Here is a 23,592-nt window from a genome sequence, read left to right on the forward strand (position 1 = left end):
TTCGGCCGCCCGGCCGACGGCGCCCTCGAGGACGTCATCCGCACATCGCGGGTCGCCCGCCCAGCAGCGGCGGCACGAGCCGCCTGCTGTCCAGCCGACCGGGACCTGCCCATGACCGCCGGAACGGCATACCCGAACCTCACGCGCAGCAAACTCGCCTCAACTAGCCTTTAACTGGTCTTTTGTCGATACGAAAGCCAGGAGGCGATCCGTGAGCACACTCCGGCACGCACTGCTCGGTCCCATGGCGATGGCGACCGCCGTCGTTCTTGCCGTGACGGGATGCGGCGGCGACGAATCGGACCCCTCCCCCGCAACGCCGTCCACCTCGGCCATGCCCGATCAGGCTGCCGGAGTGCCGATCCCGGACGGCCGGATCGACGACGCGGTGGCCGAACTGGACGAACTCGCCGAAGGGCTGCTCGCCTCCTCCGGCATCCCCGGCATGGCGGTCGCCGTGGTGCACGGCGGAGAAGTGATATACAGCAAGGGTTTCGGTGTCCGGAACATCGTTACCAAGGAGAAGGTGGACGCGGACTCGGTCTTTCAGCTCGCGTCGGTGTCCAAGCCGATCGGCGCGACGGTCGTCGCCCGTCGGATCGCCGCCGGTGGCGTCGAGTGGGACACCCCGGTGCGCAGATTGCTGCCGTCGTTCGCGCTCGCCGATCCGTACGTCACCGAGCACGTCACCATCGGGGACCTGTACGCGCACCGCTCCGGGCTCCCCGATCACGCGGGTGACCTGCTGGAAGACCTCGGTTACGACCGTCAGCAAGTGCTCGACCGGCTGCGGCTGCTGCCGTTGGGCGCCTTCCGGGACTCCTACGAGTACACCAATTTCGGCCTGACCGCGGCCGGCGTCGCCGTGGCCTCGGCCGCGGGCACCGACTGGGAGACGTTGTCGGAGCAGACCATCTACGATCCGCTCGGGATGGATTCGACCAGCTCGCGTTACGCCGACTTCATCGCCCGCGCGAACCGCGCCCAGGGACATGTCCTGGTCGACGGCAAGTACGCGGTGGCGAACCCGCCGCGTCAGCCGGACGCGCAGTCGCCGGCGGGCGGGGTCAGCTCGTCCGTCGCCGACCTGGGCAAATGGATGGCGATGGTGCTGGCGAACGGTTCCGCGGGCGGCTCGGTGCTCGTGCCACCGGAGGATCTGCTGCCCGCCATCTCTCCGCAGGTGGTGTCGTCGCCGCCGAAAACGCCGGACGCGCGCACCGGGTTCTACGGGTTCGGCTTCAACGTCAGCGACTCGGCCGCAGGCCGGGTGACACTCGGTCATTCCGGAGCGTTCGGCCTCGGCGCGGGTACCGCGTTCACCTTGATCCCGTCCGCCGACGTCGGCATCGTGACATTGACCAACGCGGCGCCGATCGGCGTCCCGGAAACGCTGAATGCCGAGTTCGCCGACCTGGTCCAATTCGGGAAGATCCAGCAGGACTGGCACGCGTTGTACAAGAAGGCATTCCAACCGCTCAGCTCGCCGTCGGGCGCACTGGCCGGCAAACAGCCGCCGCCCGATCCGCTTCCGGCGCAACCCCTGCCGAGTTACGCGGGCACCTATGACAACGTCTACTACGGACCGGCGACGGTCAGCATCACCGGCAATTCCCTGACTCTCACCCTGGGGCCGAAGAACATGACCTTCCCGCTGAAACATTGGAGCGGGGATACTTTCGTCTTCACCCCGCCCGGCGAGAACGCCAACCCGGGCACGGTCTCCCAGGCGACCTTCGACGGCGGCAAGCTCAGGCTCGAGTATTACGACACCGATCACCTCGGCGTCTTCACCCGAGCCTGACCGTCACCGCTTCGGCGCGCGGAGAGTGCGCCGGGCCTAGGGGGTCCGCCGACCGCGCCACGCCGAGGAAAAGGACGTCGAGCAGGCCATCGCTGCCATGGTGCACGAAAGGCCGCGTACCAGTGGCCACGGCCGCCTTCGACAGTCCGCCCAACCATCGGGTTTCACAAGTGCTGGATCACCTGATATACATAGGGCAGGCTTACCTCGTTAGTAGAGGCTAACCTCATCGGAAAGGCCAGTAGTGCTGTGAGGCTTCATGTATGTGTGCATCTGTAACGCGGTGTCCGAAGCCGACGTGCACGACTGCGTTTCGGCGGGCGCCGGCACCATCAGGCAGGTGAAGAACGCTTGCGGGTGGAAACCCGGCTGCGGGAGCTGCACGTCGCGGCTGGCGGAGGTGATCGGACACGCCCGGGCCTCGGTGGGAGCCGAGCCATCGGCCGCCTGATCCGACACACCCGCCGGTCTGACGGCCACCGCGCGAGATCTGTGCCACGATCGCTCCTATGGAAGGCGACCAGGATATCCTGACGCTGCTCAACGAGCAGCTCACGGCCGAACTCACGGCGATCAACCAGTACTTCCTGCATGCCAAAATGCAGGAGAACTGGGGTCTCCCGAAGCTGGCACGGCACACTCGTCACGAGTCCATCGATGAGATGAAACACGCCGAGATCCTCACCGACCGAATTCTGTTCCTACAGGGCCTGCCCAACTACCAGAAACTCAACCCGCTGCGCATCGGACAGACCGTGCCGGAGCAACTGCGGGCCGACCTGCACATCGAGATGGAGGCGATCGAGCGGCTCCGCCGGGGCATCGACCTGATGCGTTCCCGCGGCGACGTGACCTCGGCTCGCATCTTCGAACAGATCCTGGAAGACGAAGAGCAGCACGTCGACTACTTGGAAACCGAACTCGACCTGGTGGAGAAGCTGGGCGAATCGCTGTACCTGCAGCGCTTCACCGAGGCCCCCGGGGACTGAACCGGTGAGGACTGCTTGAAAGACCGCTCGGACGACTGTACCCAGCTCTCCTGCCGAGCGGCGCCAGCGCGACGGCCGCGGCACAGGGACCGCCCTCGCCGGCGAGCTCGTGGATGCCACGGGTCAGCCGACGGCGGCGTCCAACGCCGCGGCCGTCGCGGTTTCCATCCAGACGCCGCCGCGGAACCAGCATGCGTGACTCCTCTGATACTCAGTCCGGGTGGAGTGCCCCTTACCCGCCCTCGTCATCACGGATCTGCACCTGGTGGTGTGCTGTGTGCTGTGCCCTATCACTTGTGCACGGTGCTGGGCTGCGGTGTGAGAAAGGGAATCGAACCCCTCGCACTGCCCATCGTGCGCCAAGAAAGGTGGCCGATTACCCGTCGGCCCAGCGGTTTGTGCACGCCTCCGCGACAACTACCTGCTCCACCTCTTCGGGTCAGTCCAGCAGATCGACCTCCCAGTTGGAACGCTGGATCCGCACGTCGAGTTCGCGAATCTCCCGGGCAAGCTCGTCGGCCTGCCCACGCAGCTCGGCGACAGGCAACGCGGACAGCATCTTCAGCTCCGACCGCAGCTGGCGCGCGTACCCGGACTCGTTCTTACCCGCAGCCGCATCCGCCGCAGCCGTGACCACGGAATGCCGCAGGCGCAACGCATCCCGGCGGGCCAGCGCATCCGTCAGCGTGCCATCCGGGCCGATCTGCGCGGCGGCGTTGGTGCGATTGATGCGCCGGATCAGCGTTTCGTACTCACCGAGCACATGCCCGGCCTCGACGAGCAGGGCCGCCGCGTCCTCGGCGGGCTCCTCCCCCTCCTGATAGCGGGCGCTGCTCACGATGCGAGCGCGCAGCTGCTCGATCCGACGCGCCGAATCCGCGCGCAACGCCAACGCCTCTGCCAGCTTCAAACCCCTACCTCCGCTATTGAGCGTGAAGGGTCGAGTATGGGTCATGTCTCGGGACATTGTCGCGCGGATTATCTCCACCGGTGGCGGCAATTCGAGCCGAGCTCTACCTCCGCCGCGATTGATTTGGAGCGCCGTTCGCTCATTGCCCCTTCCATTTTGACATGCTGTGTCATTATTCTCTCAGTCACACAGACGCAGTTGTCGAACCCGATGGAGGACGCCGTGAGCCAACCCACAACCGACCCGACCGCGACACGCGCCGACGACGCCGCGATCGAGGAGGACCTGCTGGTCGAGGAGGTCTCGATCGATGGCATGTGCGGTGTCTACTGACGCGCCCACCAGGGGAGCCACGGTCTTCGACCCGGCCCGGCCGTACGCGCTGGCGGCGTCGGTGACGCTGCGTCCGGAGCCGTTCGGCGCGCTGGTCTACGACTACGCCACCCGTCGGCTCTCGTTCCTCAAGACACCGCTGCTGGTCGCCGTGGTACGAGAGCTGGCCAACCAGCCGGACGTGACCGCGGCGCTCGCCGCGGCCGAGGTCCCGGCGGCCGAGTACAGCCGCTATCTCGGCGCCCTCGCCGGGCTGGCCGAGGCCGCCACCATCGTGCCCCGGCCCGCCGACCGATCTGCGAACAGGATCGAACGATGAAACTGGTCGAACATTTCAAGCACGGCCTCGACGCCCCGATCTGCCTGACCTGGGAGCTGACTTACGCGTGCAACCTGGCGTGCGCACACTGCCTGTCGTCCTCCGGTCGGCGCGACCCGGGTGAGCTGTCCACCGCCGAGGCCAAAGCGGTCATCGACGAGCTACAGCGGATGCAGGTGTTCTACGTCAATATCGGCGGCGGCGAACCTACCGTGCGGCCGGACTTCTGGGAGCTGCTCGACTACTCCGTCGCGCACAACGTCGGAGTCAAGTTCTCCACCAACGGAGTTCGCCTCACCCCCGAGCGTGCCCGGCGACTGGCCGCCACCGACTACGTGGACGTGCAGATCTCCCTTGACGGCGCGACCGCGGAGGTCAACGACGCGGTCCGCGGCTCGGGCTCCTTCGATATAGCATACCGGGCCATGACGAACCTGGCCGACGCCGGATTCGCCGGCTTCAAGATCTCGGTCGTGATGACCCGCCACAACGTGGCCCAGCTCGACGAATTCAAGGCCATCGCCGACCGATTCGGCGCACAGCTGCGCATCACCCGGCTGCGGCCGTCCGGGCGCGGCGCCGACGTATGGAACGACCTGCACCCCACCACCGACCAGCAGTTGCAGATCTACGACTGGCTGGTCGCCAACGGCGAGCAGGTGCTGACCGGCGATTCGTTCTTCCATCTCAACGCGCTCGGCTCCACCCCGCTGCCCGGGTTGAACCTGTGCGGCGCCGGCCGGGTGGTGTGCCTGATCGACCCGATCGGCGACGTGTACGCCTGCCCGTTCGCCATCCACGACCAGTTCCTCGCCGGAAATGTCCGCGACCCCGGCGGATTCGAAAGCGTCTGGCGCACCTCCGAACTGTTCACCCGGCTGCGGCAACCGCAGACCGGCGGCGCGTGCACCTCGTGTTCGGCCTACGACGCCTGCCAGGGCGGCTGCATGGCCGCGAAATTCTTCACCGGCCTGCCCCTGGACGGGCCCGACCCCGAATGCGTCAAGGGCAACGCCGAATTCGCGCTCGCCGCCGTCGGCACGCGGCCCCATCCCGACAAAGACCACTCCCGGGTCGCGGCTCCCCGCCCGGTTGGGCTCGGGATACCCTCGACCCGCGCCACCAGCACCAAACCCGATCGCGCCTGCGACACCAGCCCCTTGGCCGGGCTGCGCTGACCCGAACCGCAGAGCCGATCCGCGCTACGAAGATCCGGTGCTCATGAGACCCGCCCGTCCGCGAACGCAGGATGCGCCCGAACCCATCGCCCGAGCCGACGGTGTGTCCAGCGCCGGCATGGGCATTCGGTTGCACCTCGACGCCCGGACCCGACGGTTCCGGAACGGGCGCATACTGCTCGGAGGATCACCGACCCGGCTACTCGTACTCGGGTCCAGCGGCATTCAGCGAGTGGACGCATGGCTCGCGGGCACACCGGTCGGAGCCGATCCACGAGAACAGGCCCTGGCCCGCCGCCTGCTGGATGCCGGACTGGTGCATCCGGTGGCAGACCGGGGGACGTTCACGAACGCCGAGGTGACCGTTGTCGTCCCGGTCAAGGACGATCCCGATGGACTCCAGCGGCTGCTGGCCGCGATCGGCGATGTCGCCGATCGCATCGTCGTCGACGACGGCTCCGCCGCGCCGATAGTGAAAGCGGCTGTTCGCCATGGTGTCGCGCGGGGTCCCGCCGCTGCCCGGAATGCCGGGTGGCGCCGCGCAGGCACCCCGCTGGTCGCCTTCCTCGATTCGGACACCGTCCCGGATCCCGCCTGGCTCGACCACGTGCTGCCACTGTTCGACGACCCGGCGGTCGCCGCGGTCGCACCCCGGATCCGGTCGCTGGCCACCGGACCCGTCGGCGGGTACGAAGCGTGGCGTTCCGGTCTGGATATGGGGCCCGAACCGTCCGCCGCGCGGCCCGACGGCCGGGTGCGGTATGTACCGTCCGCCGCGTTGGTCGTGCGCCGTGATGCCCTGGTTTCTCTCGGCGGATTCGAGGAAGACCTGCGCTACGGCGAGGACGTGGACCTGGTGTGGCGACTGGTCGCCGCCGGCCATACCGTCCGCTACGAACCTGTTGCGGTGGTCCGGCACGAGCCGCGCACCACCGTGACGGCGTGGCTGCGTCAGCGGTACCACTACGGCACCTCCGCCGCCGCGCTGGCGCAGCGACATCCAGGACTGCTGCATTGCGCCCACCTACCGCGCGACTACGCCGCACAGTGTGCCGTGGCCATCGCCGGTCATCCGCTGGTCGGCGCGGCACCCGCGATCATCGCCGCGGCGGTGCGCGCGCGTCGGCTGCACCGACGCGGCATACCGGCCCGAGCGGTCGTCGACGTGACGGTCTCCGGCCAGCTCGGGCTCATCCGCCAGGTCGCCGACGCGCTGCGGCGCGTGTGGTGGCCGGTTGCCCTGCCGACTCGACGCGGCCGTGCCTTGCTCGCCGCCGCCTGGCTGGCTCCGGTCGTCAGCGCGCTGTGCAGAGGGCCGGGGCCGCGCGCGGCGTTGTTGCGGGTCCTGGACGATCTGGCCTACGGTCTGGGCGTCTGGGCAGGCTGCGCCCGCCATCGCACGATAGCTCCGCTGTTGCCCCGGCTCGGCCGACGTTGAAGCAGGTCGATGCCGCGGACCACCTCGGCCGTTCATCGCCGTATCCGGCGCAGATCCGCTGACCCAAGCTCGGCTGATCCAAAAAAAATACGTATGCCCTCGGTAATTCGACCGTCGCAGGAACACCACCGCCCGTACGACGCTGGTACCAGTCCCACCAGCAGCAATTCCGCCGAGGTGTCCCATGTATCCACACCATCAGGACCGCACAGAGAACGCCATCGACTACAGCGCACCGCGCGCGTTGATGATCCGGCGCTGCGCCACCTGCGACAAGCTGTTCGCGCCGCTGACGACCGCGTGTCCATCGTGCGCATCCTTCGACCTCGAGTGGCTGCCGTCATCCGGCGCCGGCTCGATCGTGTCCTGGCGGGTGGCGGACCGCGTCGTCCACGGCAAGCGCCGCGAACTGGTGCCATCGACGATCGCTATCGTCGAGCTCGACGAGGGCCCGTGGGTCTACACGACCCTCGAAGGCGCGGGACCACCACCGCCGAATCGGCCGGTCCGTGTGCAATTCCAGCTGCGTCCCCCCGAAGGCGGATTCCCGGTCTTCGCGATCATCTCTGATCAGCACACCGCGCTGCGAGGTCGAGCCATGTGACCGAGCTACGACGTACCCTTCCGGTGCGGCGCTGTAGCGCGGCCGAGACCGTACTATGACGTCAGACTGTTACTAGCACTAAGGATTTCGTTGAAGGGCTCGATGAAAGCGATGCTCGGCATCGCTGCTACCGCGGCGTTCGGCATGACTGCCGCCACCGCGACCGCCGATCAAATGGCGGACAAATCTCGCGTCGTCGGCACCGAGGACGGCTGGGAATTGCGGATCAGCAAGACCGCCGAAGACGTGCAACGCGTGCCCAATCTGGCCGCGACACCATTCACCCGGGAAGGGTTCGTCACGCTGTCGGCGGCAGCAGATATCAGTGGCGAGGGCCGGGAGGCGGTGAACTCGGGGACTTTGCAGCTGGGATACCAGATCGGCTGCCAAGCCGATGTCTCCAACGGGCTGACCGTGGGAATATCCGCGGCGATCGGCCCCAACGCCATGGTGACCGTCGCCCCCTCACCCGGCCTCGCGGTCGGCGGCAGCGCGCTGGCCCTGCCGAACATGTCGACAACCATCAAGCCCGGCACCATCAGCACCATCACGCTCGGCACGAAAACGCTGGCCGGGGCGCATGGTTCCATCTCCGTCGATCAGGTGCAGATCAAGATCGATGCGTGCGCGGGCGCGGTCAGCCTGCGTTCGTTCGCGATCGTATCGATATCCACCGCTACGGCCGATAATTCGGTCGCGGTCTACGGTGACCCGATATGGCTGTGATCGGGATGCGGGGATGGCGGCGTTGGATCGCGCCGGCCGGTGCGTCGTTTTCGCTGATCATCGCCGCGGCCACCGCCTCCGCTGAACCCATCGTTCCAACCGGTCCGCCGTCGGCATGCGAATCACCCGGCGCGGCAAGACCTCCCGGCTGCGACAACGCCCCGCAGTCGCGAGGCGTACCTGCGCAATCGCAGCCACCGCTGCCATTGCAGATGCTGGCTCCCCCACCTGCGCGGCCGACACCCAGCACGAATACGCCTGCTGGCGCGCTGGTTCCGCCCGCGCCAGGTCCGGGCGGACGCACACCGATCGTGCCCGCCCAGTAGCCGGCTCAGTCGCGAGTTGTTCGGCTCCGCCCGAAATGCGCTCTCGCACCGCGAGTCGATGAACGATCGCGAACGGTGCGGCCGCGCTGCTCGGCACCATCCGAGATGTACGCAGGCGTCGCCTATCGAGTTCGGGCACGGGCTCAACGCGTGTTCTCTCAGCGCCGATTCCAGCTGAGCGAGTTCCCGAGCGGTGGAGTTCGCGTGGAGAAACCCGAATGGGCCATCGCCCGGTCAGGCGCTGATGAGCGGCTGACCGGGCGTCTTCCGGTGAGGTCGAGAGTTCATTCTCGACTGGGTCGGCCGTCTCGCCACAGTTGTGTCAGGACGTCGGCGATTCGGGCGAGTCCGGTGGCGGTGGTCATCCGCCAATGCGTTGTCGATACGGCATGGTTGTGGATTGTGCCGTCGACGACCTCACTCCAGAGCGTGGCGCCGACGCAGCCGGTGGGGTCGTCCAGAGCGGCGGTGAAATACACGACGTCACCCCGGTACACCGGCGGCCGGTAGGTGCTGCGCAAGGCGACGGAGTGCACCGCCGCGTCGAGGATCCGGGTGACCCGCTCGGCGCCGAAAGAGGCGAACGGTTCGGGCAGTTCGGTGAACATCTGCGGCAGCGCCGCCCAATCCAGTTCCGCGACGTTACCCAGATCCCCGGCCGCTTCACCGAGCAAACCGCCGATCAGCTCGGCCACCGGGACCTGACCGGCGTCGCTGACCGGCGTGCCGGGCGGGTCGGCCATGTAGCTGTCCATCACCGCCAACAAGGCCACGGTTTCGCCCGCGCCTTGCAGCTGCACCGCCATCTCGTGCGCGATGACCCCGCCGAAGGACCACCCCAGCAGATGGTAGGGACCCTCCGGCTGCACCTCACGGATCAGCTCGACATACCGGGCCGCCCAGTCCTGGATCGAGTCCGGCATCACCGCCTCCGCGGTGGCCAGCACCGGGGTCTGCAAACCATAAATGGGCCGGTCCGGATCGAGGTAGGCGGCCAACCCCGCATACGACCAGGAGATTCCCGACACCGGATGCACGCAGAACAGCGGCGCCGCCGAACCCCCCGGCCGCAGCGGCAACAACATCTCGAACGCCGCCTCGCTCTCCACACCACCGCTGGCGCGGCGCGCCAGATCCGCCACCAACTCACCAGGAGTTGGCGCGGTGAACACCCGCATCACCGGCACCTTCGTGCCCAACACACCCGACAGCCGAGCGGACAGCTTCGCCGCGATCAGCGAGTTCCCACCGTGCTCGAAGAAGTTGTCGTCCATCCCGAACCGGTCCACACCCAACACCTGCGCGAACGCCGCGGCCACGATCTCCTCCACCGGGGTGGCGGGGGCGCGGAATTCCCGCGCCCGGAATTGCGGGGCGGGCAGGGCACGACGGTCGAGTTTGCCGTTCACCGTCAACGGCACGGTGTCGATCACCACGATCGCGGCGGGCACCATATAACCGGTCAGGAACTCGCCGACCTGGGTGCGGAGTTCGATCGGGTCCAGCCGCGCGCCTGGCTTGGGCCGGACATAGCCGATGAGTTGATCGCCGAGTGTGACATCGGCGCGAACCAGCGCAACAGCCTGGCTCACGCCCGGGCAGCGCAGCAACGCGGCTTCGATCTCCCCGAGTTCGATCCGGAAACCACGCAACTGCACCTGCTGATCACCCCGCCCGCTGTAAGCCAGCCCGGGCTCACCACTCGATGAGGTCCAGCGTGCCAGATCCCCCGACCGATACATCCGCGACCCCGGCGGCCCGAAGGGATTCGCCACGAACCGCGTCGCGGTCAACCCCGCCCGCCCCAAGTACCCGCGCGACAGCTGACTCCCGTCGACATAGATCTCACCGGGAGTGCCGAAAGGTGCGGGACGCAAACGGATATCCAGCACATGGGTGTCCAGCCCGGGCAGTGCCCGGCCGATGAGGCTTGCCGGGCTGTCCACCACGTGTTCATCGAGCGGCAGGAATGACACGTGCACGGTGGTTTCGGTGATGCCGTACATATTCACCAACCGCGGCGCGTCGACCGGGTGACGCTCATACCAGCTCCGCAGGTGGCGCAGATCCAGCGCCTCGCCACCGAAGATCACGTACCGCAGCGCGAATTCTCCGGTCGTGGCCGAAGCCCCTCGGTCGGCCTCCCCGAGTTGGCGGAATGCCGACGGGGTCTGGTTCAGCACCGTCACCTTCTCCCGGATGAGCAACTCCCGCAACAGCTCCGGGGATCGGGAGGTCACGTAATCGACCACCACCACACTGCCGCCGGTCGCCAGCGCGCACCACAACTCCCACACCGAGAAATCGAACGCGAACGAATGGAACACCGTCCACACATCACGCTCGTCGAACCCGAACAACGGGCGCGTATTGGTCAACAACTCCACCACATTCCGGTGGGTCACCCCGACACCCTTCGGGACACCGGTGGAGCCGGAAGTGTAGATGACATAGGCCAGGTTGCCCGCTCGCAGCGGCGCCACCCGCTCGGCGTCGGTCACCGGACCATCAGCCAACCCCGCCGCCTGCTCCAGCAACACCACCGGCAACCCGGTGTCCGGCAAAGCTGCCCGTTCCGCCGACGTGGTCAGCACGCACACCGGAGCGGCGTCCGCCAACACACCCACCAACCGCTGCGCCGGATAGGTGAGATCGATCGGCAGGTACGCCGCACCCGACATGAGCACACCCAACAGAGCGACCGGCAACTCCTCGGTCCGCGACACCGCCACCGCCACCAACGACTCCGGCCCCGCCCCCGCCGCGATCAACGCACGCGCAACCCGGTTCGCACCACGGTACAAACCATCGAAACTCAACGTCGCATCGCCGCAGCGGATGGCCACCGCATCCGGTCTGCGGCGAGCCTGCTCCCCGATCAACTCGGGCAACGTGGTAGCCGGCGCCGAAGCGTGGTACGACGTCCGTTCACCGAGCACTGTGGCGCGCTCGGACGCGCTGAGGAGATCGATGTCCCCGACCGGCGCGGCCGGATCGGCGACCACCGCGGCCAGAATTCGACCGAATCGATCCGCGAAGCCTTGCACGGTCGCGTCGTCGAAGAGGTCGCTGGCGTAGGAGAACTCCGCGTACATGCCGACGTCATGACCGGCTTCCAGCGCGAAACTGTTCTCCCGGATTGCCAGTGACAGATCGAATTTCGCGGTCCCTACCTCGAAATCGACCGCCTCCACCCGCAATCCGGGCAGTTCTAGACGCTTCTCGGGCAGATTGTCGAAGGTCAGCGACACCTGGAACAGCGGGTGCCGCGCCGTGGAGCGTTGCGGGTTGAGCAGTTCCACGAGGCGTTCGAAGGGCAGGTCCGCATGCGCGAACGCCTGCAGATCCGTGCTCCGGGTCTGCGCGAGCAGCTCCTCGAACGTCAGCCTGCCGGACACCTGTGTCCGCAGCACGAGGGTGTTGACGAACATGCCGATAATGTCGTCGAATTCCGGCTCGCCGCGCCCGGCCACCGGGGTGCCGATCGCGATGTCCTCGGTAGCGGACAGGCGCGCCAGCAGGACGGCGAAGGCCGCGTGCACGACCATGAACAGCGTCACGTGCTGTGCCCGGGCCAACGCCCGCAGCTCCCGGTACAGGTCGGCGTCGATCGTGAATCCGACGCGTCCACCGGAGAAGGACTGCACCGCGGGCCGGATGCGGTCGGCTGGCAGTGGCAGCTCGTCGGACAGCCCCGCGAGCGTCGAGCGCCAGTATTCGATCTGCTGCGAGATGGGACTGTGCGGATCGTCCTCCGAGCCGAGCACACTGCGTTGCCACAGGCCGTAATCCGCGTATTGCAGCGGGAGTGGCGACCAGTCGGGCGAGACTCCGGCCACGCGGGCGGCGTAAGCGAGCATCAGGTCACGGGTCAACGGCCCCATCGACCACCCGTCGGCACTGATGTGGTGGGCGACCAAGACCAGCACGTGGTCGGTGTCGGACAGCCGCAACAGCGCGGTGCGGAACGGAAGTTCGACGGTGACGTCGAAACCTTTCGTGACGACACCGCGGACCTCTTGGTCGACCTCGTCGGCGCCGATCTGCCTGGGCAGGAGGTCGATCGGAACATCGCCCGGGTCGAGCACCTGTTGCACCGGGCCTGCCGACGTGTGCGGGTAGCGGGTGCGCAGTATCTCGTGCCTGGCCACGAGGTCGACGACGGCCTGCCGGAGAGCGGTGACGTCGAGTGAGCCGGTCAGCCGGACCGCGACCGGGATGTTGTCGACCGCGGAGGTGGTGTCGAACTGATTGAGCAACCACATCCGTTGCTGGGCCGGCGACAACGGGAGCTGTTCCGGTCGTGGACCCGCCACCGGCGCGCGGCGGCCACCCGCGCCCGCGCGCTGTCCGGCCAGCAGCGCCAGCCCTGCCACGGTGGGCGCTTCGAACAGGAGGCGCACCGCAACCGTGGTTTCGAGTGCGGCGCCGAGGCGGGCCGCGACCTGAGTGGCCAGCAGCGAGTTGCCACCGAGTGCGAAGAAGTCGTCCTCGGCGCCCACTCGCTCGACGCCGAGCAGGTCAGCGTAGATACCGGCGACGATCTCCTCGATCGGGGTCGACGGCGCCCGGTACACCGTCGCGGCGAACTCCGGTTCGGGTAGCGCGGGACGGTCGAGTTTGCCGTTGACGGTCAACGGCAGCGCGTCGAGCACGACGAACGCGGACGGCACCATGTACGACGGCAGCACGGCACCGAGCGCCGACTTCACTCGAGCGACATCGAGATCGGCAGTGTCGCCCGCGGGCACCAGATAGGCGGCCAAGCGGTCACCGGTGCGAGCGTCGGTGCGCGCGGTCACCACCGCCTGCGCGATATCGGGCAGGGTCAGCAGCGCGGCCTCGATCTCGCCGGGTTCGACGCGAAAGCCGCGGATATTGAGCTGGAAGTCGCTGCGGCCCCGGTATTCCAGTTCACCCGCGCGGTTCCACACGGCCAAGTCGCCGGTGCGGTACATGCGCTCCCCCACGCCGAAGGGGTCGGCGACGAACCGCTCCGCGGTCAGCGTCGCCTGCCCGAAGTAGCCTCGCGCCAGCTGCACACCAGCCAGATAGATCTCCCCCACAACACCGTCCGGAACCGGTTCCAGTCGATCATCGAGGACGTACACCTGGTTGTTCCACTCGGGAACGCCGATGGGCACGGTTACCTCGTCACCGTCGGTGACCCGATGGCTGGTGACCGAGACCGCCGCCTCGGTCGGGCCATAGAGATCGAACAGTTCGGTACGCGGATGCTCACGCCGGAACCGTTGCGCGAGCGCGGCGGGAAGCGCCTCACCGATGGCCAGCACTCGCCACAGCGAGTCGGGCAGCCCCGCGGTGAGCAGCGCTTCCAGCATCGACGGCACGACGTGCAGGGTGGTCACCCATTCCCGGGCCATCAGCTCGGTGAGGTAGGCCGGGTCACGGTGTCCGTCGGGTGCGGTGATGATCAATCGCCCGCCGCATACCGCCGCCGACCAGAATTCCCACACCGACAAGTCGAACGTCGCCGCGGTCTTCAGCAACACCGCGTCGGCGGCGTCCAGACCGAATTCGATGTTCTTCCAGCGCAATTGATTGACGATCGCCTCGTGCGGCACCGCGACACCCTTCGGCCGACCGGTGGAGCCCGAGGTGAAGATCACGTACGCGGTGTGCTCCGGCCGCAACGGGATGATCCGATCGGCATCGGAGATCGGCGCCGGATCGAGCCCGGCCAGATCCAGTTCGTGCACGCGCAGCACCGGCGCGATCTCGGTGTCGAATTCGGTTCCGGCCAGCACACAGACCGGGTCGACCGCCGCCAGGATGTACCGGGTGCGTTCGGCGGGCTGCTCCGGGTCCACCGGAACGTAGGCGCCGCCCGCCTTGGCCGTGGCGTACATGGCGACCAGCAGATCCACCGAGCGCGGCAACGCCAGCACCACCCGCGACTCCGGGCCGACGCCCAGCGAGATGAGGTACCGCGCAAGGCGATTGACCCGTGCGTCGAGATCGCCGTAGGTCAGTTCGGTCGCGCCCTCGGGTGCGTCGGCGACCACGGCTACGGCATCCCGCGAGTTTGCCACGGTGGCGTCGAGCAGCGACACCAGCGTCGCCGGCAGCTCGGCCGGCCGCTGTGTGGCGTTGCGCCGCACCAAGATGTCCGCGCGCTCGGCCTGGCTCAGGATCGCCATCTCTCCGACCGCGGTCTTGGGGGCCCGCGCTACGGTTTCCAGTATCCGCGACAATCGCGCGACGATGGTCTCCGCTGTCGATGCGTCGAAGAGGTCGGCGGCGTAGGTCAGGAAACCGTTGATACCGGCCGCCGCGCCGGACTCGGCGTAGCTGTCGGCAACGATCAGGTGCAGGTCGAATTGCGATAAGCCCGTGTCCAGATCCAGCCCCGACACTGTCAGGCCGGGCAGCTCCAAGGTGGCCTCGGCCAGATTCTGGAACGAGAAGCCCACTTGGAACAGCGGATGGCGGGCGGTGGAGCGCACCGGATCGAGCACCTCGACCAGCCGCTCGAACGGCACGTCGGCGTTGGCGAACGCCTCGATGTCGGCATCCCGCTGCCGGACGAGGAGTTCGGTGAACGGCTCACCGGCGTCGATCCGGGTGCGGAAGACCAGGGTGTTGACGAACATGCCGATCAGGTCGTCCAGGACGGCCTCGCCTCGGCCGGCGATCGGGGTGCCGATGGCGATGTCGTCGGTCCGCGCGAGCCGGGCCAGCAGCACCGCGAAGGCGGTGTGGACCACCATGAACAGGGTGGCTCCATGGTCGTGGGCCAGGTCGACGAGGGCCTGATGGGTCGCGGCGTCGACGCGGACCTCCACCGTGCCGCCGGCGAACGACTGCACGGCCGGACGCGGCCGGTCGGTGGGCAGCTCCAGCTGCTCGGGCAGCCCGGCCAGGGTCCGCCGCCAGTAGGTGATCTGCTGGGCGGCGCGCGAGTCCGCGTCGGTTTCCGAACCGAGGAGTTCGTGCTGCCAGATGCTGTAGTCGGCGTACTGGACGGGCAGCGGCGTCCAGTTCGGCGCCGCACCCGCCGTGCGCGCGGCGTAAGCGACCATCAAGTCCCGGCTCAGCGGTCCCAGCGAGGATCCGTCGGCGCTGATGTGGTGCACCACCATGGCGAGCACATGCTCGACGGGCGCGGCGTGATCCGCGCTCGCGACACGGAACAGCGCCACCTCGAGGGGAACCCCGGCGGTGACGTCGAAAGTGGTCGAAAGCGCCTCCAGCACAGCTGATTCGACGTCCTCGGGCGCTACCGTCCGCACCTCGAACATGGGCACGGCCCGATCCGGTGGAAGGATCACTTGCGCGGGCCCCTGCGCGGTCTGCGGATAAACCGTCCGCAGGATCTCGTGCCGGTCCACGACGTCCGCGATTGCGGCGTGCAGTGCGGCCACATCGAGGTCTCCGGTGAGCCGCACCGCCATCGGCACGTTATAGGCCGCCGATCCGGTGTCGAACTGGTTGAGGAACCACATCCGCTGCTGGGCGGACGACAACGGGATGCGCTCGGGCCGCTGACGCGCGGTCAGCAGCCCCCGGCGACCCGAGCCCGCGTAATCGGCCAGCTGGGCAGCGAGCCGGGCGACGGTCGACGCCTCGAACAGCAACCGAACCGGCACTTGGGCGTCCAGGACGGCCCCGAGCCGCGCCGCGGCCTGCGAGGCGATCAGCGAGTTCCCGCCCATACGGAAGAAATCGTCATCCGCGCCGAGCGGCCGGGTCGCTCCCAGCAGTTCCGCGAACACGTCCGCGACGGCCTGTTCGAGCCGCCCCGACGGCGGCCGGAACGGGGCGGTGGCCAGTTGCGGCTCCGGCAGAGCCCGCCGGTCCAGCTTGCCGACCGGGGTCAACGGGATCTCGTCGAGGACGACGACGGCCGTCGGCACCATATGGGCGGGCAGCGTGCGACCGAGATCGTCCACAACTGCCTCGGTATCGATGGACACATCCGGCGCCGGCAGCACGTAGGAGACCAATATCGTTGCGCCGGAATCAGATTCGCGAGCGACCGTGACGGCAAAGTCGATGTCCGGGCGGCGGGATAGCTCCGCGTCGATCTCCCCGGGTTCGATCCGGAAGCCGCGCACCTTGACCTGGAAATCGTTGCGGCCGACATACTCGACGACCGTCTGCGCGTCGATCCGGCGGGAGCGCACGATATCCCCGGTGCGGTAGAGCCGTGCACCGGGCGGGCCGTAGGGGTCGGCGACGAAACGGGAGGCGGTGAGTGCGAGACGGTTGTGGTAGCCGCGCGCGAGCTGGTCGCCACCGAGATACAGTTCCCCGGTGATGCCTTCGGGCACCGGACGCAACCTGCCGTCCAGCACCAGCGCGCGCATGCCCCGGATCGGCCCACCGATCGTCACGGGCCCCTCAGCAGACAGCGGATCGCTGATATTGGCCATGATCGTGGTCTCGGTGGGCCCGTAGCCGTTGTAGAACTCACGGGTCCGTCTGCCGGCGATCGGCTGTACCCAGCGCCGCAGCAGCTCCGGCGGGCATGCCTCGCCCCCGGCGATCACCACTCGGAGCCGGTCGAGTCCGGCCGGGTCCATCGAGGCCAGCGCCGCGGGAGTGACGAACGCATGGGTCACCCGCTCGCGTCGCAGCAGCGCGGTCAGGTCGGCGCCGCCGTAGACAGTCGGCGCCACCACGACCATCGTCGCCGCGCCGCCGACGGCCAGCAGCAATTCCAGCACCGACGCGTCGAAGGACGGTGACGCGAAATGCAATGTGCGCGAACTACTCGTGACGCGATAGCGCTCGCGCTGCTCCGCGCAGAAACTCGGCAGCCCGGCATGGGTGACCACCACGCCCTTCGGCACACCCGTGGAGCCGGAGGTGTAGATGACGTAGGCCGGGTGCTCCGGACGCAGCGGTCGCGTCCGATCCCGGTCGGTGATCGGGTCGGTGGAGTGCCGGTCGAGTGCGTCCGCGAAGTCGGCGGTGTCGATGACCAGCCACTCGACGTCGTCGGGGAGGTCGGCGCGCACCGCGTCGACGGTCAGACCGAGCACCGCTCGCGAATCCGACACCATGTGCGCGACCCGGTCGCGGGGATAGTGCGGGTCGACCGGTACGAAGCCCGCGCCGGTCTTCGCGATGGCCCACACCGCGAGCACCGACTCCAACGACCGGGGGATACCCACCGCTACCAGGTCTTCCGGCCCGATACCCTGCGCGATCAGCGACCGCGCCAATCGGGTGGACTGCTCGTCGAGTTCGGCGTACTCCAGTTCGCCCAGTGATTCGGACTCGTCGGCGAAGATCACCGCGATTCCGTCCGGGTTCTCCTCCACCGCGGCGCTCAGCAGATCCGGCAGCAGGGCGATGGTGGCCGACTCGTTCTCGTGTGGTGGCGTGGCCGAACCCGCGGCCGTCAGCCGCCGGGCCTCTTCCGCGTCGAGGATGTCGATGTCCCACACCGCTGTCGACGGATCGACCGCCACCGCCTCGAGGATGCGTTCGAACCGCGACATGAAGGAGCGTACGGTCGGTTCGTCGAAAAGGTCGGTGGCGTAGGCGAATACGACCACCATCTCGTCGGGCGAGTTGTCGGCGGCGAGTCGTGGTTCGATGATCACCTGCAGGTCGAATTTGGCGGTGATCTCGCCGGTGTCCAGTGCGGTGACCGTCAGGTCCGGAAATTCCAGCGTGGGCTGCTCGAGGTCCTGGAACGACAGCATTACGCGGATGAGCGGATCGGCCGCCGCGCTGCGCGGGAGACCGGCTTCCTCGACGACTCGTTCGAAGGGTATGTCGGCGTTGGCGAATGCCGACAGCGCGGTTTCGCGGGTCCGGTCGACCAGGTCGTGGAAGGTTGCCGCGGGATCGACTTCGACGCGCAGGGCGAGTGTGTTGACGAACATCCCGATCAGATCGTCCAGAGCTCGTTCGCCGCGCCCCGCGATGGGCGTACCGATCACGATGTCCGTGCCGCCGGACAGCCGCCCGAGCAGCGCCGCTAGAGCGGCGTGGACCACCATGAACAACGTCGCGTTGTGGTCACGCGCGATCCGGGTCAGCTGGTCGTGAATCGGGGCCGGGATGGCGACGGCGGTCGACGCGCCGCGGGTGGTTGGCGTGGCGGGGCGCGGACGGTCCGTCGGTAGCCGCAGCGGCCCGGACAGCTGGGCCAGCTGGTCGCGCCAATACGACAACTGTCGCGCCGCAGGGGAAGACGGATCGCTGTCGGAGCCGATGGTGGCGTGCTGCCAGAGGGCGAAGTCGGCGTACTGCACCGGCAGTGGCGACCAGTCCGGCGCACCGCCGCCGGTGCGGGCGAGGTAGGCGGTCATCAAGTCGCGGGCCAGCGGTGCGAGCGACACCCCGTCGGCCGAAATATGGTGCACCACGAGGACGAACAGGTGTTCGTGGCCGGAGCTGAACAACCGCATCCGCAGCGGCGCCGACACCGTGACGTCGAAACCGGTGGACATCAGCCCGGCCACGGTGTCCATCACGTCGGTGGTGTCGTGTTCGACCACCAGACCCTCGGGCAGTACGGCATCGGCCGGCAGGATCTCCTGATACGGAATACCGTCGGAGTCGGCCGGGAAACGCGTGCGCAGCGCCTCGTGGCGTTCCAGCACGTCCGCGACCGCGAGGCGCAGCGCGGGCACGTCGAGGCTCCCGGTCAGCCGGAGGGCGAACGGCATGTTGTAGGCGGGCGAGTCCGGGTCGATGCGGTTGAGCAACCACATCCGTTGTTGTGCCAGCGACAGCGGGATGTGGTCGGGTCGGATCGAACGGACGAGTGCCGGACGGGAATCCACGCCGCCGGGAACGACCCGGGCGGCGAGTGCGGCGACCCGTGACGCCTCGAACAGGTCACGGACCGTGACGTGGGAGTTCAGTACCTCGTTGACGCGGGCGACAGCCCTGGTTGCGAGCAGCGAGTTGCCGCCGAGGGCGAAGAAGTCGTCCTCCGCGCCCACCCGGTCGACGCCGAGCAGGTCGGCGAACACCTGGGCGACCGCGTGCTCGGCGGGTGTGCGGGTGGGCCGGTACTCCGCGGCCTCGAACACCGGCTCCGGTAATGCTTTGCGGTCGAGTTTGCCGCTGGTGTTGAGCGGTAGTTCCGGCAGAACGACCACCGCGGAGGGGACCATGTATGCGGGGAGGACCGCGGAGATCGCGTGCAACAGTTGGTGTTGGTCGATGTCGTGTCCGGGTGCCGGGACCGCGTAGGCGGCCAGTTGCTCGCCCAGCGCGGAAGAGATCACGGCCGCGGCGGCTTGGCTGACCGAGGGTTGGGCCAGTAGCGCGGTTTCGATCTCGCCGAGTTCGATGCGTTGGCCGCGGAACTTCACCTGGAAATCGGTGCGCCCCACATACTCCAGCCGCTGCGCCCGACCCGCCTCGGGCTCGCGCCAGATCACCAGATCACCCGTGCGATACATCCTCGACCCGGCAGCGAACGGGTTGGCCACGAACCGTCCCGCGGTCTGCGCGGGCTGCGCGACATACCCGCGGGCGAGCTGATCACCGGCCAGATACAACTCACCCGCCACCCCCGCAGGCACCGGCCGCAACCGCGAATCCAGCACGAACACCCGGGTATTCCACTGCGGCCGACCGATCGGCACCGTGTGGGTGTCGGAACTATCGGCAGGCCAATAGGTGACCGACACCGCCGCCTCAGTCGGACCGTAGAGGTTGTGCACCCGCGCATCGGTCACCGCAGCCACCGCACGCACCGTCCGCGGCGGCAGCGCTTCGCCGATCACGAACACATCCCGCAAACTCGCCAAGCTTCCCGCGGGAGTGTGTGCGGCGAACTCGCTCAACATCGTCGGCACGAAATCGGTCACCGTCACCCCGTGCGCGGCGATGGCGGCAGCGAGGTAGGCCGGGTCACGGTGGCCGTCGTGGTCGGCGACAACAAGTTTCGCCCCCACCCGCAACGGCATGAAATAACCCCACAACGACACATCGAACGTCGTCGCGGTCTTCTGCAAATACACCTCCCCCACACCCATCGGATACTCGGCGAGCATCCACTCGATCTGATTGACGATCGCCCCATGCGAAACCGCCACACCCTTCGGACGCCCAGTCGACCCCGACGTGAAAATCACATACGCCACATGCTCCGGCAACACCCGCCGCAACAATTCCTCCGCAAAGATCGGCGCGCCCGACCGCAAACCGGTATCGAGAGTGTCCAGATACAGCACCGGTATATGCGACGGAACGGGAATGGTGTCCACGGTCGTGGTGAGCACACACACCGGCTGGGCGGTATCGAGCACATGCCCGATCCGCTCAGCCGGATGATCCGGATCCAACGGCACATACGCCCCACCCGCGGTCAGGATGGCATACATCCCGACCACCAAATCCAGCGACCGCCGCACCGCCAACCCCACCAACGACTCCGCACCCACACCATGCTCGATCAACACCCGCGCGAGCTGATTGACCCGCTCATCGAACTCACGGTAGGTCAACTGCTGATCCCTGTACACGACCGCGACAGCATCGCCGTACTCGGCTACGGCGCGGCGGTAGCCGTCCAGGAGCAACCCCGCGGCGACCGGGTGGCGGGTGTCGTTCCAGGACTCCAGGATCGCGATGCGTTCGGCGGGGTCGAGCAGGTCGATCTCCCCCACGACGCGGTCCGCCGAATCGGCGACCGCCGTGAGGATTCCGCACAACCGTCGCGCGAAGCCCGCGATCGTGGCTTCGTCGAACAGGTCGGTGGAGTAGGTGAACGCCGCCGAAATCCCCAACGGTGTCCGCTCGTCCTCGCGCGGCACCATGGTCAGTTCGAGATCGAATTTCGTCAGCGGCCACGCGAAGTCGAGCGCGGACACGTTCAGCGACGGCAGCTCCAGCGTTGTCGGCGCGAAGTTCTGGAAAGTCAGCATCACCTGGAACAACGGATGATGGGCACTCGACCGCACCGGATCCAGCAGCTCCACCAGCCGTTCGAACGGCACCTCGGCATGCCCGAATGCCTCCACATCGCGACCACGCACCTGCGCCAGCAGCTCCGCGAACGTGTGGCCGGGGTCGATTTGCGTGCGCAGGGCGAGCGTGTTGACGAACATGCCGATCAAACCCTCTACCGCCGCGTCCCCGCGACCCGCCACCGGGGTACCCACAGTGATGTCACCGGTGTTCGACAACCGCGCCAGCAGCACCGCGTACGCGGCATGCGCGACCATGAACAACGTCGCGTCGTGCCGGTTCGCCAACCTGTTCAACGCCGCATGCACCGACGCGTCGAGCTTGAACTCATACGTCGCGCCGCGACCGGAGAACACCGCCGGACGCGGCCGATCGGCGGGCAGGTCCAGCTTTTCCGGCAGGTCGGCCAACCGGTCGCGCCAGAAGCCGATCTGGCGGGCAAGGGTCGAGTCCGGATTGCTTTCCTCGCCGAGGGTTTCGCGTTGCCACAGCGTGTAATCCGCGTACTGCAACGGCAATGGCTCCCACCCCGGAGCCGCGCCTTCCACCCGAGCCGAATACGCTGTCATCAGATCCGCGGTCAACGGGATCATGGACGAACCGTCCGCGGCGATATGGTGCACCACGCACACGAGCACATGCTCGGTGTCGCTCACCCGCAACAGACGCAACCGGATCGGCGGCGCCACTGTGACATCGAAACCCTCACCCGCAACCGCCACCGTGTGCTCGAGGATCTCGGCTTCGGTGACCTCCAGCACCGGCAGCTCCGGTACCGCACCCGGCTCCGAAACCGCATGCACCCGTTGGCTACCCACGCCATCGTGCTCCGGGTAGCTGGTGCGCAGTACCTCGTGCCGCGCCACCAGATCCCCGATCGCCGCGCGCAGCGCGGCCACGTCCAGCGCACCGCTGAGCCGCACCGCCAACGGAATGTTGTTGCTCGCGCTCGCCGGGTCGAACCGGTTCAAAAACCACATCCGCTGCTGCGCATACGACAACGGCACCCGCTCCGGCCGCGGCATCGGACGCGGCGCCGCAACAGACACCTCGGTCAGCTCGTTCAGACGGCCGGCCAGTTTCGCCACCGTCGACGCCTCGAACAACAACGCGACCGGAACCCGCACACCCAGCGCGGTACCGAGCCGGGCGACGGCCTGGGTGGCGATCAGCGAATTGCCGCCGAGTTCGAAGAAATCATCATCCGCACCCACCCGATCGGTGTCGTCGCCACCCTGCGGCAGCAACAGAGCTGCGAAGGTATCCGCGACCAACTGCTCGTTCGGCGTGCCGGGCGCCCGGAATTCCCGCACGGTGAGCACCGGCTCGGGCAACGCCGCGCGATCCAGTTTCCCGACCGGCGTCAGCGGCAGTTCGTCGAGCACCATGATCGCGGCCGGAACCATATATGCCGGTAGGGTTTTCCCGGCGAACTCGGCGAGCTCGGCCGTATCCAGCGTGACCCGGCCGCCCTCGGCGCCGGTCGTGGACTCGGCGCGTGGCAGCACATACGACACCAAGGCTTTGACACCGGAGGGCAGCGTCGTGCCCAGTGTCGCGGCGTAGTCGACATCCGGATGCGCGGTCAACGCGTTGTCGATCTCGTCCAGCTCGATCCGCAAGCCCCGGATCTTCACCTGGAAATCCACCCGGCCGTGGTACTCGAGCAATCCCTCCGGAGTCCGCCGCACCAGATCACCGGTGCGATACATGCGAGCGCCCGAACCACCAGCCGACCCGGCGAACGGATTGGCGACAAACCGCTCCGCGCTCAGCCCAGGGCGCCGGAGATAACCCTCGGCAAGCGCAGGCCCGGACAGATACAACTCACCGACCACGCCGGGCGGCACCAACCGCAACCGCGCGTCCAGCACATGCACACCCATACCAGGAACCGGAGTGCCCAGATGCGTCGCGCCATCCCTGGTCAACGCTTCGGTGCCGGTGGCGAAGATGGTGGTCTCGGTGGGCCCGTACACGATGTAGAACGACCGACCGCCGCTCGCCCACCGCGCGACCAACTCCGGACCCACCCGCTCCCCACCACACAAAATCGCCC

11 protein-coding genes are annotated in these 23,592 nt (G+C 67.8%); 9 read left to right on the forward strand and 2 right to left on the reverse strand.

The window, feature by feature from the left end:
• Positions 1–244: 244 nt before the first annotated feature.
• The 3 genes from ACWPXK_RS19420 to bfr all read left to right on the forward strand — a co-directional run bounded on the left by ACWPXK_RS19420 (position 245) and on the right by bfr (position 2,793).
• Complete coding sequence (locus ACWPXK_RS19420; protein ID WP_454197580.1) at positions 245–1,804, forward strand: serine hydrolase; 1,560 nt, start codon at positions 245–247, stop codon at positions 1,802–1,804.
• A 259-nt stretch (positions 1,805–2,063) separates the two neighbouring features.
• Entirely contained in the window at positions 2,064–2,255 is a 192-nt protein-coding gene (locus tag ACWPXK_RS19425; protein WP_454197549.1) for a (2Fe-2S)-binding protein, read from the forward strand.
• Positions 2,256–2,313: 58 nt separating this feature from the next.
• The gene (gene bfr / locus ACWPXK_RS19430; protein ID WP_454197550.1) at positions 2,314–2,793 is read left to right on the forward strand and encodes a bacterioferritin; all 480 of its coding nucleotides are present in this window, start codon (positions 2,314–2,316) and stop codon (positions 2,791–2,793) included.
• Between the two features lie 439 nt (positions 2,794–3,232).
• On the opposite strand, the gene ACWPXK_RS19435 is transcribed toward bfr, so the two are convergent.
• The gene (locus ACWPXK_RS19435; protein ID WP_454197551.1) at positions 3,233–3,703 is read right to left on the reverse strand and encodes a DIP1984 family protein; all 471 of its coding nucleotides are present in this window, start codon (positions 3,701–3,703) and stop codon (positions 3,233–3,235) included.
• Positions 3,704–3,925: 222 nt separating this feature from the next.
• Here ACWPXK_RS19435 and mftA point away from each other — a divergent pair, with 222 nt between their 5' ends.
• The 6 genes from mftA to ACWPXK_RS19465 all read left to right on the forward strand — a co-directional run bounded on the left by mftA (position 3,926) and on the right by ACWPXK_RS19465 (position 8,301).
• Positions 3,926–4,036 carry a mycofactocin precursor MftA gene (mftA, locus tag ACWPXK_RS19440; protein ID WP_454197552.1) on the forward strand — a complete coding sequence of 37 codons (111 nt, stop codon included), beginning with the start codon at positions 3,926–3,928 and terminating at the stop codon, positions 4,034–4,036.
• Entirely contained in the window at positions 4,026–4,355 is a 330-nt protein-coding gene (gene mftB, locus ACWPXK_RS19445; protein ID WP_454197553.1) for a mycofactocin biosynthesis chaperone MftB, read from the forward strand. Before mftA ends, mftB begins: the two co-directional genes overlap by 11 nt.
• Positions 4,352–5,533 (forward strand): mycofactocin radical SAM maturase, encoded by a 1,182-nt coding sequence (mftC, locus tag ACWPXK_RS19450; protein WP_454197554.1) that lies wholly within the window; start codon positions 4,352–4,354, stop codon positions 5,531–5,533. Before mftB ends, mftC begins: the two co-directional genes overlap by 4 nt.
• 118 nt (positions 5,534–5,651) lie before the next feature.
• Entirely contained in the window at positions 5,652–6,971 is a 1,320-nt protein-coding gene (gene mftF / locus ACWPXK_RS19455; RefSeq protein WP_454197581.1) for a mycofactocin biosynthesis glycosyltransferase MftF, read from the forward strand.
• Between the two features lie 184 nt (positions 6,972–7,155).
• The gene (locus ACWPXK_RS19460) at positions 7,156–7,575 is read left to right on the forward strand and encodes a Zn-ribbon domain-containing OB-fold protein (protein ID WP_454197555.1); all 420 of its coding nucleotides are present in this window, start codon (positions 7,156–7,158) and stop codon (positions 7,573–7,575) included.
• 90 nt (positions 7,576–7,665) lie between these two features.
• Entirely contained in the window at positions 7,666–8,301 is a 636-nt protein-coding gene (locus ACWPXK_RS19465) for an MspA family porin (RefSeq protein ID WP_454197556.1), read from the forward strand.
• Between the two features lie 610 nt (positions 8,302–8,911).
• Here the strand turns inward: ACWPXK_RS19465 and ACWPXK_RS19470 are convergent.
• Positions 8,912–23,592 (reverse strand): amino acid adenylation domain-containing protein (locus tag ACWPXK_RS19470; protein WP_454197557.1); only part of this gene is annotated, 14,681 nt, incomplete at its 5' end.

Source organism: Nocardia sp. Marseille-Q1738 (assembly GCF_965283145.1).